General features: G+C 72.0%; 12 protein-coding genes. 5 read left to right on the forward strand and 7 right to left on the reverse strand.

Annotation, left to right across the window (positions count from 1 at the left end; genetic code table 11):
* Window positions 1-86: 86 nt before the first annotated feature.
* Together ABT340_RS12190 and ABT340_RS12195 are read left to right on the forward strand one after the other, a co-directional pair.
* Window positions 87-2,981 (forward strand): helix-turn-helix transcriptional regulator, encoded by a 2,895-nt coding sequence (locus ABT340_RS12190; RefSeq protein WP_352010762.1) that lies wholly within the window; start codon window positions 87-89, stop codon window positions 2,979-2,981.
* A 47-nt stretch (window positions 2,982-3,028) separates the two neighbouring features.
* Window positions 3,029-3,667 carry a helix-turn-helix domain-containing protein gene (locus tag ABT340_RS12195; RefSeq protein ID WP_352010763.1) on the forward strand — a complete coding sequence of 213 codons (639 nt, stop codon included), beginning with the start codon at window positions 3,029-3,031 and terminating at the stop codon, window positions 3,665-3,667.
* A 7-nt stretch (window positions 3,668-3,674) separates the two neighbouring features.
* On the opposite strand, the gene ABT340_RS12200 is transcribed toward ABT340_RS12195, so the two are convergent.
* Both ABT340_RS12200 and ABT340_RS12205 read right to left on the reverse strand, forming a co-directional pair.
* A complete protein-coding gene (locus tag ABT340_RS12200; RefSeq protein ID WP_352010764.1) occupies window positions 3,675-4,922 on the reverse strand; it encodes an MFS transporter in 1,248 nt (415 codons plus the stop codon).
* Window positions 4,923-5,031: 109 nt separating this feature from the next.
* Window positions 5,032-5,436 (reverse strand): RidA family protein, encoded by a 405-nt coding sequence (locus ABT340_RS12205; protein WP_352010765.1) that lies wholly within the window; start codon window positions 5,434-5,436, stop codon window positions 5,032-5,034.
* Window positions 5,437-5,608: 172 nt separating this feature from the next.
* Here ABT340_RS12205 and ABT340_RS12210 point away from each other — a divergent pair, with 172 nt between their 5' ends.
* Together ABT340_RS12210 and ABT340_RS12215 are read left to right on the forward strand one after the other, a co-directional pair.
* Entirely contained in the window at window positions 5,609-6,223 is a 615-nt protein-coding gene (locus ABT340_RS12210; protein ID WP_352010766.1) for a hypothetical protein, read from the forward strand.
* Between the two features lie 170 nt (window positions 6,224-6,393).
* Complete coding sequence (locus tag ABT340_RS12215; RefSeq protein WP_352010767.1) at window positions 6,394-7,020, forward strand: hypothetical protein; 627 nt, start codon at window positions 6,394-6,396, stop codon at window positions 7,018-7,020.
* A gap of 132 nt (window positions 7,021-7,152) precedes the next feature.
* Here the strand turns inward: ABT340_RS12215 and ABT340_RS12220 are convergent, their stop codons facing one another.
* Window positions 7,153-7,593 (reverse strand): MarR family winged helix-turn-helix transcriptional regulator, encoded by a 441-nt coding sequence (locus ABT340_RS12220; RefSeq protein ID WP_352010768.1) that lies wholly within the window; start codon window positions 7,591-7,593, stop codon window positions 7,153-7,155.
* Between the two features lie 3 nt (window positions 7,594-7,596).
* Window positions 7,597-8,016: an SRPBCC family protein gene (locus ABT340_RS12225; protein ID WP_352010769.1), complete on the reverse strand. Its 420-nt coding sequence runs from the start codon at window positions 8,014-8,016 to the stop codon at window positions 7,597-7,599.
* A 343-nt stretch (window positions 8,017-8,359) separates the two neighbouring features.
* Here ABT340_RS12225 and ABT340_RS12230 point away from each other — a divergent pair, with 343 nt between their 5' ends.
* Window positions 8,360-8,500, forward strand: coding sequence for a hypothetical protein (locus ABT340_RS12230; protein ID WP_352010770.1), 141 nt, complete (start codon window positions 8,360-8,362; stop codon window positions 8,498-8,500).
* 21 nt (window positions 8,501-8,521) lie between these two features.
* Here ABT340_RS12230 and ABT340_RS12235 read toward each other — a convergent pair whose 3' ends face one another.
* The 3 genes from ABT340_RS12235 to ABT340_RS12245 are packed head-to-tail and all read right to left on the reverse strand — an operon-like array spanning window position 8,522 to window position 12,257.
* Window positions 8,522-10,288: an ABC transporter ATP-binding protein gene (locus tag ABT340_RS12235; protein WP_352010771.1), complete on the reverse strand. Its 1,767-nt coding sequence runs from the start codon at window positions 10,286-10,288 to the stop codon at window positions 8,522-8,524.
* 2 nt (window positions 10,289-10,290) lie between these two features.
* Window positions 10,291-11,178 (reverse strand): ABC transporter permease, encoded by an 888-nt coding sequence (locus tag ABT340_RS12240; RefSeq protein ID WP_352010772.1) that lies wholly within the window; start codon window positions 11,176-11,178, stop codon window positions 10,291-10,293.
* A complete protein-coding gene (locus ABT340_RS12245; protein ID WP_352010773.1) occupies window positions 11,175-12,257 on the reverse strand; it encodes an ABC transporter permease in 1,083 nt (360 codons plus the stop codon). Before ABT340_RS12245 ends, ABT340_RS12240 begins: the two co-directional genes overlap by 4 nt.
* Between the last annotated feature and the right edge of the window lie 33 nt (window positions 12,258-12,290).

The following is a 12,290-nucleotide window of genomic DNA, read 5'->3' on the forward strand; positions in this document are numbered from 1 at the left end:
CACCCGGCCGGGCCCTCCACCCCCCGTAGGTCGTCACCTCTTCTGCCGAGAGATAAATGGGAAGAAGAGTTCGTATAAGGCATGACATGCTGGAAGACATGGTGGGTCGGGCGGCAAGCCCCGTCTTCGTAGGGCGGGAGATAGAACTCGCCGCTTTGTCCGAGTCGTTCGAGCAGGCCCGGAGCACCGCGGCCGCGACGGTGCTGCTCGGGGGCGAGGCGGGGGTCGGCAAGTCACGGTTGATCGGGTTCTTCGCCGAGCGCGCCGCGAGCCGGGGGGCGCACGTGCTCATCGGCGGCTGTGTCGAACTGTCGACGGAGGGCCTGGCCTACGCGCCGTTCACCGCGGCGATCCGCCAGCTCGTGCGTGAGACGAGCGCCGAGGAGGTCGCGGCGCTGCTGCCGGTCGGCGGGGCGCGCGACCTCGCCAGACTGCTGCCCGAGTTCGGCGAGCCGAGCGGTGAGGTCGAGACCGACACCGCGAGGGGGCGGCTCTTCGAGCAGATCCTCACCCTTCTGGAACGGCTGGCCGAGCGCAACCCGGTGATCCTGGTCATCGAGGACATCCACTGGGCCGACCGGTCGAGCCGTGACCTGATCGCCTTCCTCAGCCGGAACCTCCGTACCGCCCCGGTCCTGATGGTCATGACCTACCGCTCGGACGAGTTGCACCGCCAGCACCCGCTCCGTCCCGTCCTGGCCGAGCTCGGCCGGGTCGAGGGGGTCGCCAGGCTGGAGCTGCCCAGGCTCACCCGTGACGAGGTCGCCGCCCAGATGGCCGGCATCCTCGGCACGACCCCGGAGTTCTCCCAGGTCGGGCAGGTCTTCGAACGCAGCGAGGGCATCCCCCTGTTCGTCGAGGCGCTGCTCGAATGCGGCGTCGACTCCTCCTACCCCGACTCCCTGCACGACCTGATCCTCGGCGCCGTCGAACAGCTGCCCGACGAGACCCAGCGGCTGCTGCGCATCGCCGCCGCGGGCGGCATCCGGGTCGGCCACGACCTGCTGGCCGCCGTCAGCGGCCTGTCCGACGTCGATCTTGAGGACACCCTGCGGCCCGCCATCGCGGCCAACGTGCTCCAGGTCGCCGACGGCCGCGCCTACGCCTTCCGGCACGCCCTGATCCGCGAAGCCGTACACGACGAGCTGCTGCCCGGCGAGCACGTACGGCTGCACGCCCGCTTCGCCGAGGAGATCGGCAGGGACCGCACCCTGGTCCCCATGGGCCGGGCCGCCATCGAGATCGCCCACCACTGGTACTCCGCCCGTGACGACCTGTGGGCCCTCATCTCGGCCTGGGAGGCCGCGGCCAAGGCGTCCAGGACCTTCGCCTACAACGAGAAGATGCAGCTGCTCGAACGGGTGCTCACGCTGTGGAACAAGGTTCCCGACGCCTCCTCGCGCATCGGCGTCGACCACACGACGGTCCTCGAAGAGGCCTCCGAGGCCGCCCACTCCTGCGGTGAGATCGACCGCGGCATGAAGTTCGTCAAGGCCGCGCTGGACGAACTCGACGAGCAGACCCAGCCAGGCCGGGTCGCCGAACTCCTCGTACGGCTTGCCCAGTTCAAGATGTCGAAGCGCAGGCCGGGAGCTCTCGACCACTTCCGCTACGCGGCGCGCCTGGTCCCCGACCCGAGTCCGGAACGCGCCGTGGTGCTGTCCAAGCTGGGGTCCTACCTGATCTTCAGCGGTGAGGTGACGGAGGGGACCGCGCTCACCGAGGAGGCGCTGCGCATCGCCCGCGAGCACAACGACGAGTGCCTCGAAGCCGACCTGCTGCTCAACCTGGCCCTCGGTCCCTCCATCGAAGGCCGGCTTGAGGAGACGGTCGCCATCAACGAGACCGCCCAGGCCATCGGCCTGCGCAAGGCCTCCGGCCGTATCGTCCTGCGGGCGCTCAGCAACACCGTGGACGCCCTCAACAACATGGGCCGCTCCGCCGAGGCGGTCGAGCTGGCGCTCGAAGGCGAGCAACTGGCCAGGAAGTACGGCCGTTACCGCGTCTCGGGGACGTTCCTGGCCAACAACCGGGCCGAGGCCCTTGAGTCGCTCGGCCGGTTCGAGGAGGCCGCCCAGCTCGCCGAGCAGGCGCTCACCATGGACCCCACCCTGCGCACCCGCCACCACCTGCGCCGCATCAGGGCCGACGTGGCGGTCGCCCGGGGTGAGACCGAGGTGGTCAGGTCCGTGCTGAACGAGGTCGAGGCGTTCACCGTCCTGGACGAGTTCACCCAGGAGCGTTCGGCCAACTCCCGGCTCAGGATCGGCCTGCACCTGCTGGACGGCGAACCCCTGGCCGCGCTCGACGTCACCGAACGGGTGGTCGGGGAGGCGCAGATCACCAGCAAGCCCATGCTCGGCTGGCGGGTGCTCTCCCTGCTGGCCGCGGTCGCCGAGGCCGCCGAGCCCATCGCTCCTGAGCGCGCGACGGCGCTGCGCGCCCAGGTCCAGGGGGTCGGGGCCACGATGGGCGTGCACAGCCCGGTCGCCGAGGCCTACCGGCTCAGCGTCAACGGTGACCACGACGCCGCCGCCATCACCTGGGAACGGCTCGACCGGCCCCACCCCCGTGCCAAGTCGCTGCTCCACGCGGGGCGGGCGGCGGCGGGCGCGGGTGATCGTGAGGGCGCCGCCGTACGGCTGCGTACGGCGCACCCCATCGCCGTCGCGCTGTCGGCCCGGCCCCTGCAGGCGGAGATCGAGGCGCTGGCCCGCAGGATCGGGGTTTCCCTCACCGGGGAGGGCGTCCCGGCCGCGACGGCGCCGGCAACGGCTTCCGCGACGGCGCCGCTGACCCCTCGCGAGCAGGAGGTGCTCCGCCTGGTCGCCCAGGGACGGTCGAACCGCGACATCGCGGCCGAGCTGTTCATCTCGGCCAAGACCGTCAGCGTGCACGTCTCCAACATCCTGGGCAAGCTCGGTGTCTCCACCAGGGGCGAGGCCGCCGCCGCGGCCCACCGCCTCGCCCTCATCGGCTGACGTCCTGCATCATGTGATGCGTACGGGCAGCCATGTGAGGGGGAGCCATGCGGAGCGAGAACGGCGCCGCCTTCGACGTGACCGGTTCTCTCGCGGCCTCCTTCGCGGCTCCCGCCGTACGTGACGCCCCCGCCGAGGCGGCCGGGGTGCGTGAGGCGATCGCCGCCAACCTGCGCCGTGTCCGCCTGGCACGCGGTCTCAGCGTCCGTGAGCTGGCCGAGCTGACCGGGGTGAGCAAGGCGTTGATCTCCCAGGTCGAGCGGGGCGTCGCCAACCCCACGGTCGAGGTGCTCTCCCGGCTGGCCACCGCCCTCGAACTGACCTTCGGCGAGCTGACCCGCGTCAACCTGGTGGGGCCCGAGGTCGTCCGGCGTGGGGAGAACGCCCCCCTGCTGGTCGGTGACAGCGCGGTCCGCACCCTGTTCGCCGCCCCCGACCGCCGCCGTTTCGAACTGGCCGAGGGTGACATCCCGGCCGGGACCCGCAGCGCCAAGAGCTCACACGGCCGGGGGTCGGTCGAGCACGCCTACGTGGTCTCCGGGGAGGTGACGGTCGAGACGGCGGAGTGGTCGGTCACCCTGGCCGCGGGGGACGCCCTGCGGTTCGCCTCCGAGTCCGACCACCTCTACGTCACCGGCGCCCTCCCCTGCCGCGTCCTGACCCTGATCTCCTTCTCCGAGGACTGAGCCCCGTTCAGGGGGTCTCCCGCGCGGGACCCGTCCTGAGCAGGGGAACGGCGAGCAGGGCGATGGTCAGGATCGTGGCCAGCCCGGCCACCAGTATGGGAACCCGCAACGTGGTGGCGGCGGCCAGCACTCCCGCCAGCCCGCTGCCCACGGGCATGAGGCCCCAGGCCATCATCCGGTAGGCGCCAGAGACGCGGCCCATCGCGCCCGGCGGGGTGAGGCGCTGGCGGCGCGTCGCGGAGAGCACGTTCCACAGCCCCACGCCCGCGCCCATCATCGCCACACCCGTCCAGGCCGCGGCGACGGTGCCCACCAGGCCGACCAGCGTGATCCCGCCGCCGGAAACGACCATCCCCGTGATCATCACCGGGCCGTCGGAGACCCGCCTGGCCAGGCGCGGGGCCAGCCAGGTTCCCGCCAGGGTGGCGACGCCGAACGCCATGACCAGCGACCCGACCGTACGGGGGCCCATGCCCAGGCTGTCGACGGCGTAGAGCGGCAGCAGGGTGTCGAAGGCGGTCGAGGCGACGCCGGCGACCATCACCATGGTGGCGAGCGTGCGCAGCCCGGGGTGTCCCAGCAGGAGACGGATGCTCTCCCCGACCCCCGCCACCAGCCGGGTACCTGTCGCCCCGGCGTCGGCGGGGAAGGCGGGGAGGGTGGCCACGAGCAGCGCGGCCGCCACGAAGCTGAGCCCGTCGACGGTGAAGGCCAACACGGGGTTGACGGCGATCACCAGGCCACCGGCGAGGGGACCGATGACGGTCATGGCCACCGTGTTGACGGCGTAGAAGCGGGAGTTCGCCTCCTGGAGATCATCCGGTCCGGCCAGGTGCACCATCATGACCTGGGAGGCGGGGTCGGCGAAGGTCTCGGCGAGCGTCAGCAGGAAGGCGAAGACGCACAGCAACGCCACCGAGTCCGCGCCTGCCGCCATGGCCGTCACCAGCACGGCCGTCAGTACGGCCCGCACCCCGTGCGCGGCGACCAGCACGGTCCGCGGCGGCGACCGGTCCACGACGGCCCCGGCGGGCAACGCGCCCAGCAGCCACGGCAACGTCTCCGCGAAGGCCACCGCGCTCGTCGCCAGCGGATCCCTGCTGCGCAGCGCGACATAGAGGGGAAGGGCCAGGAACCGCACCCCGTCCCCGCACAACGAGATCGTCCACGACCACCAGAGCCGCCGGAACCGCGGAGTCCGCACACCCACCGGCGGATTTCCCTCGGTGGCGCCGTCGGCCCGGGCGTCCGCCATCGTCCACCTCCGTGTCATGGAAACTGAACGAGGCGGTCCCGATGCTATCGAAAAACAATCTTCTTACTAAGGGATTTTCTTCTGCCGGAGACGGCCTACCGCGCTTTCCCTACGATTCGGAAATGGCGGCCACGGCTTCGATCTCAATGAGGATGTCAGGCCGGAACAGGCCCGCGACCTGGACGAGGGAGCTCGTCGGAGGACGCTCCAGGTTGATGAACTCGTCCCGTACGGCCCGCACGGTCGCCAGCGCCGAGGTGTCCACCACGAAGATCGTCAGCTTGAAGACGTCGTCCCAGGTCGCCCCACCCGCTTCGAGGGCGGCTCCCACGTTCCGCATGACCTGGCGGGTCTGCGCCTCCCAGTCACCCGCCGTCGCGACCGTCCCCTCGGCGTCGATCGGGACCTGCCCCGAGGTCCACACGATCCTGCTACCAGGGGGAATGCTCGCCACGTGGCTGTAGCCGTTGGTCGGCGGCAGGGTCGAGGGCGTTCCGAACTCGATGGATGTCATGGTCCCGTTCCTTGTGCTGTGTCACCCGTAACACCCGAAACTCTGCCAGGCCCTCCCGTTCACACGACCACGGGGTCGGGGCGTGAGGGCCTTTCGGATCCGCCGGCCCAGGACCGGAGAAGTGGAATTCTTTCCGTCCGGCCATGGAACGGGATTTGTATAGCGTGGCCATATGGATTTCTTCACCGCGCCACCGCCTCCCGAGCGGAAACCGATGAAGCGGGAAAAGAGACCACCCTGGCTCGGCCCTCCCGAGGATTTCGTCGGCGCCGTCGTTCCCGTCGACCGGACACTGTTCCGCACGGAGGCACTGGCCATCGTGCTCACCGACGCCCTCGCCTTTCCCGAAGGGGTGACGCTCAACGTGCGAATGGCGTTCCGCCGGTTGGAGGGAGTCAACGACGACGTCTGGTGGGACCGCCACGACCGGCTGTTCGATTTTCACGGCCATCACGGCTCCCGCCTCTCGGATGAGGTCATGCGGCTCGGCGTCCGTTTCTCCGACGGGTCGAAGGCGACGACCGTGGACGGCGCTCCGGGGACCGGGGAACAGCCCTCTCCGCACTCGGACGGGCCGGTCCTGCACCTCCAGGGATCGGGCGACAGGTCGGGAGGCGACGACTTCGCCACCGGGCACTGGCCGTTGTGGTTGTGGCCGTTGCCGCCGCCGGAGCCGTTCGAGGTCGCCGTCGAGTGGCCCGCCTTCGAGGTGCCGCTGACGTTCACCGAGATCGACGGCGCACCGCTCGTCGCCGCCGCGAGGCGCGCGCACTCCTACTGGCCCTGACCCTCCCCTGGCCGACGAACCGCGCGGGTGCGCCAGCCGTACAGGAAAAGGATTTTTCTGGATAAATCCGTCTATATGGGTGCGCCGTATCGATCGGGACACCGCACTTATGGGGTGCTATGTGGTGAAAAAACACCCGGACGGGCTGTGAGGTTGCGTACTTTGACCGCATGGATTTCTTCACCCCCCCTCCACGACTCGGCCGGGACCTGGCCTCGGAGGAGAGAGATCAGCCCCCGTGGGCAGGCCCCCCGAAGGATCTGCTCGGCGGCACCGTGGCCGTCGAGCAGACGCTGTTCCAGAGCGACTCGATCACGATCGTCCTCGCCAGTGCCGTCGCCTTCCCCGAGAACGTGAAGTTCCACGTACGGCTGGCGGCACGGCGACTCCTCGACGAGGACGAGGACAGCTGGTGGGAGCGGCGCGGCCTGATGTTCGAGGGACGCCGCAACCGGACCCGCCCCAGCCGCCTCCTTGAGGACGAGGTCCTGCGCTTCGGCGTGCGCCTGCCCGACGGCTCCAAGGCGACGACCGTGGACGGCAGGACGAACTCCGACGAGTGGCCGCCGCCGCGTCCCAAGGGACCCGTCCTGCGTCAGGGCGGCGGAGGCGGCGGGGGCGGTGGAGGCCGCCTGGCCACCGGCCACTGGAACCTGTGGATGTGGCCGCTGCCGCCGCCGGAGCCGTTCGAGTTCGTGGTCCAGTGGCCCGCGTTCGACGTGCCGCTGACCTTCACCAAGATCGACGGCGAGGCCCTCACCACCGCCGCAGAACGGGCCCGCTCCTACTGGTCCTGACCACCCGTCACGCGGGCCTGGCCGCCTCCGGCGCCCACACGACCACCGGTCATCCGGCGAAGAACACCGAGCACGCCGCCGGTCCCAGGAAACACACGGCCAGGACCGGCGGCTCCCTCGACCCGGCCCGGCTCAGGGGTCGGCGAGAGGGCGGTCGGCGAGAGGGCGCATCAGGGCCTGCAGGGTGGACAGGTCGGGAGTGGCTCCGAAGAAGGCCGCGTCGGCGGCCTCCACGACGCCGATGGCCCGCCGTGCCAGCTCGGCGCCCTCGTCGGTGGTCCTCAGCAACTTGGCCCGGGTGTCCGCCGGATCGACCTCCCGCCTGAGGAGGCCCTTGTCCTCCAGCCTGCGCAGCACCTGCGAGGTCATCTTCACGTCGGTGCCCGCGCGCCTGGCCAGGCTGAGCTGGTTGGGACTCTCGCCGTGGGAGTTCATCCACCAGGCGGTCGCCAGCAGCACGAACTGCACGTGGGTGAGGTCCAGCGGGGCGAGGGCGGCGACGATCTCCCGCTGCCAGCGCAGCGTGACGTGCCACAGCAGGAACCCCGGGCTCTCGTCCGGATGGGCGACCACGGCCTAACCCTCCTCCGCCCGCTTCACCAGCGCGGCCACCACGTCGGGGAAGTCCGCGGTGATCGCCGGACCGAGCTGGGGCCCGACCTCGTCCGCGGCCTGTCCGACGATCTCCGTACGGTAGGTCACCCGGGTCCGTCCCGCGTCGAGCCGCTCCAGCCGGTGCACGGTGCGCACGACGAACCCACCGGCGTCCATCTCGTCGGTGAACACCTCGCCCGGCACGATCTCCACCAGGCGCAACTCGATGGGGCCCTCCCCCGGCGGGGTCATCCTGAACGCCGTGCCCACGGCGAACGGGCCGTCGACCTCGATCTTCTCGATCCCGTCGTTCCACTGTGGCCACGTCTCCATGTCGGACCAGCGACGCCACAGCGCCTCAGGAGCGGCGGTGGTCTCGACGCTGTGCTCGTACTCCCACATGGGTCTCCCCTTCGACATTTAGGATGCGCGCAGACTATCTTCGCGGCGACTAACCCGTCAAACCCTCCCCGAACCCATCCGGCGACGTCCACGTGCAGGGATGTCGAGGACCCGGCCAACGGGCCCGTCCTCACCCACGGCCCGATGGACCACCACCAGGCCGTTCCCGCCGAGGGCGGCCCATGACCACCGGCACCGACACGACGCCGACACGACGCCGAACTCGGCCACCACAAGGACTGGCAGGAGTCCGAACGCCGGTACCTGCGTTCGGCCGGGAGCGGCGGGGGCCCGGCCGCGATGTTCGCGGGCAGGCTGAAGGCGCGGCGCGTACGCCGAGGCGGTGCCGCCGCTGCGCGTCGCCGCCGAACGCCGGCGCGAGATCAGGCGGCGCTACGACCCGGACGACCTTGAGCTGCTGACCAGGATGGTGGATCCGGCGAGGGAGTTCGCCGAGGCGGAGGCCGCCCTGACCCCCGGGTGACCCGGGCAGGCCACTGCGGCGTTAACCGAGCCAGCCCGGGGAGCCGTCGGGGACGCTGGCCAGCAACGTCCGCGTGTAGGGGTGGGAGGGGGCGTCGAGGACCTGGTCGACGGGGCCCGTCTCCACGCACCGGCCCGCCTCAAGCACGTAGAGCCGGTCGGCGACCTGACGGACGACCGCCAGGTCATGGGTGATGAACAGCATCGCCATGGACAGCCGTTCCCGCAGCTCTGCCAGGAGGGCGAGGATCTGCGCCTGCACCGAGACGTCGAGCGCGGAGACCGGTTCGTCGCAGATCAGCAGCCGGGGCTCACCCGCCACCGCACGGGCGATCGCGACCCGCTGACGTTCACCGCCGGACAGCGCGGCGGGGCGCGTCCCGGCCGTGTCGCGGCTCAGGCCGACCGATTCGAGCAGCCGGGCGACGTCTCCCGGGGCAGCCGACCGGTCGTCGGCGCGCAGGGCCTCGGCCAGGGTCGCCCCGATCGTGCGGACGGGGTTGAGCGTCGAATAGGGGTCCTGGAAGATCATCTGCGCGGTGCGCCGGGCCTGGCGCACCGCCGTACGGCTCAGCCTGCCGTAGTCGGAGCAGTCGATCCCGTCGAGCAGGACCGTGCCCGCGTCGGGGCGTTCCAGCCCGGCGACGCAGCGGGCGAGCGTGGTCTTGCCCGACCCAGACTCACCGACCACGCCGACCACCTCGCCGGGTGCGACGGTGAGGCTCACCCCGGCGAGGGCGGGCCGGGCGGATCCGGCGAAGGTTCTGCGCAGGTCACGCAGGTCGAGCACCGGGGCGGCCGTGACCGGGGCGCCAGGCGCGACCCCCGGTGCGGGCGCGGGCCTGGCGGGCAGCTCGGCGGCGCGCAGGCAGGCCGACTCCCGCCCTGGCCGTACCGGCAGAGCCGAGGGCCGTACGGCCAGGCACCCGGGCACGGCCAGGGAGCAGCGGGCGGCGAAGGCGCACCGGTCGGCGACCGCGTCGTGGGCCGGCACGGAGCCGGGGACGGCCGGGATGACGGCCAGGCGCCGGTCGGCGGGCGGTTCGGCCGCCAGCAGGGCCCGGGTGTAGGGGTGGAGCTGCTCGTCCCGTACGGCCGCCGCCCCACCACTCTCCATGATCCGCCCGGCGTACATCACCATGACCCGGTCGCAGGTGGAGAAGGCCAGCCGCAGGTCGTGGGTGATGAGCACGAACGCCATGCCCCGGTCCCGCTGAATGCGCCGGACCAGGGCGAGCACCTCACGCTGGGTGGTCGCGTCGAGCGCGGTCGTCGGCTCGTCGGCGACCAGCACGCGGGGCCCGCCCGCGAGCGCGGCGGCCAGGCCGACACGCTGCCGCATGCCGCCGGACAGCTGGAACGGGTAGCGCCCGGCCACGTCCCCGGGCAGCCCGACCTCGGCCAGCAGCCTGGGCACCTCGGTCGCGGCGTCGGCCCCCTTCGGCAGCCCGTCGGCGATCTGCCTCCCCACCCGGCGCAGCGGGTTGAGCAGCGTGAACGGGTCCTGCATGAGGAGGGAGACCACGCCGCCGCGCTGCCGGGCGCGGGTTCGGGGGTCGTCGTCGACCCGCACGCCGTCGACGCTCACCCGGCCGGAGGCGTCGAGTCCCCTGGGCAGCAGGCCGAGCGTCGCCCTGACCGTGAGCGACTTGCCGGAGCCGGACTCACCGACGATCGCGAGGGACTCCCCCGGCGCGACGTCGAAGGAGACCTCGGACAACAGGGTCCTGCCGGTCGCGGGCTGCCGTACGGTCAGCCCCTCGACCGTGATCCCGCCCTCTTGTGCCATCCTCAGCGCGCCCTTCCCCGCGCGTCCACGCGTTCGTAGAGCCAGTCACCCACGATGTTGAGCGCGGCGGCGACGGCGATGATCGCCAGGCCGGGGGCGATCACCGTCCAGGGGTTGGCCAGGAACTGGGTGCGGTTGTCCGACAGCGTCCGCCCCCAGTCGGGTGAGCCCGCCGCGACGCCCAGACCGAGGAAGGACAGCGAGGCCAGCGAGACCAGGGCGTAGGCGAAGTTGAGGAACACGTTGGCCAGTGCGACGGGCGCGATGTTCGGCCACACGTGCCGCGTCATGATCCGCCAGGAGGAGAGGTTCTTCATCTGGGCGGCCTCGACGTAGGGGCGGTGCCGCTGTTCGAGTACGGCTCCGCGCACCACCCGTGTGTCGGTCGGCGAGAACAGCACGACCAGTACGGCGATGGCCAGGCCGTACCCGCCGCCGAGCACGCCCGCCACGACGATGGCGACCAGCAGGGCGGGCAGCGAGAACACCAGGTCGGCCCAGCGCATGACCAGCGCGTCCACCCAGCCGCCGAGGTATCCGGCGGGCAGCCCGGCCAGGTTGCCGACGACCATCGAGCCGAGGGCCACGCACAGTGCCCCCGGCACGGCCGTACGGGCTCCGGCGACCAGCAGGTCCAGCACGTCGCGGCCCAGGTCGTCGGTGCCGAGCGGGTGGCCGGGGCCGGGGCCGCTGATGCCCAGCATCAGGTCCTGGGCGGTGGCGTCCGGCACGATCCAGGGGGAGAAGGCGGCGGCGACAGCCGCCAGGACAAGCACCAGGAGCGCGACGGCCACACTCACCGGGGCGCGCAGCCACGCGGGCCGCGCCGCGCCTCTCCTGCGGACCTCCACGGCCTCCTGCGGACGACGGCCGGTGAACGGGCGCCTCACGAGGCCCTCCCGCCGATCCTGACCCTGGGGTCGGCCAGGGAGTAGCCGACGTCGACCAGGAGGTTGACGGCGGCGATGAGCAGGGTGAGCAGCAGCGCGAGCGCCTGGACCACGGGCACGTCCTTGAAGGTGACCGAGTCGACCAGCAGGGAGCCGAGGCCGGGCAGCGCGAAGGTCACCTCGACCAGTACGGTCCCGGCCAGCATGCCGGTCACGACCAGCCCGGCGGCGGTGAGGATCGGCACGAGCGAGTTGCGCAGCGCGTAGGCCAGGACCCCGGCGCCGCCCAGGCCGCGTGCCCTGGCGAAGACCACGTAGTCCTGGTCGAGTTCGCGGATGAGCGCGGCCCTGCTGAAACGGACGAGCATGCCCACGGCGCCCACGGCCAGCGCGGCGGCAGGCAGCGTCAGGTGCCAGATCCGGTCGGCCAGGCCCTCGCCGGTGCCGTACACGGGGAACCAGCCGAGCCAGGCGGCGAAGACCACGAGCAGCAGCAGTCCCACGGCGAACGGCGGGGCGCTCAGCCCGACCACCCCGGCGGTGACCGTGAACCGGTCGGTCGCCCTGCCCCGCCGTACGGCTCCCGCGACGCCGAGGGGGACGCCGACGAGCACCGCGAGCAGCGTGCCGTACCCGGTGAGCGCCAGGGTGAGCGGCAGTCGTTCGCCGATCATGTCCGCGACCGGGGAGCCGGTCCTGATGGAGACGCCGAGGTCGCCGCGCAGGGCGCCGCCGAGCCAGGTGAGGTACCGCACCGGCAGCGGGTCGTCGAGGTGGTAGCGGGCCTGGATGGCGGCGATGGTCTCCGGCGTGGCGGGACGGGTGCCGAGCAGGGTCTGCTGGACCGAGCCCGGGGCGAGGTAGAGCAGGCCGAATACGCCCACGGAGACCAGGGCGACGACGACGGCGGTCCCCGCCAGCCTGCGCGCCAGAAAGGCGCCCCAGCCCCGCCCGGCGCGCCGGACACGGTGACCGCCCTCTCCCGGAGCGGCCTCCCGGACGCCCCCGTGAGAGCCGTCCCCCGTGGCGTCCTCGCGCGAGCCGTTCTCCCGGACGCCCTCGTAAGCGCCGCCTCCCACGGCGGCCTCCCGGACGTCCCCGTGAGAGCCGTC

The sequence above is a fragment of the Streptosporangium sp. NPDC000239 genome, from assembly GCF_040300765.1.
Lineage (GTDB): Bacteria > Actinomycetota > Actinomycetes > Streptosporangiales > Streptosporangiaceae > Streptosporangium.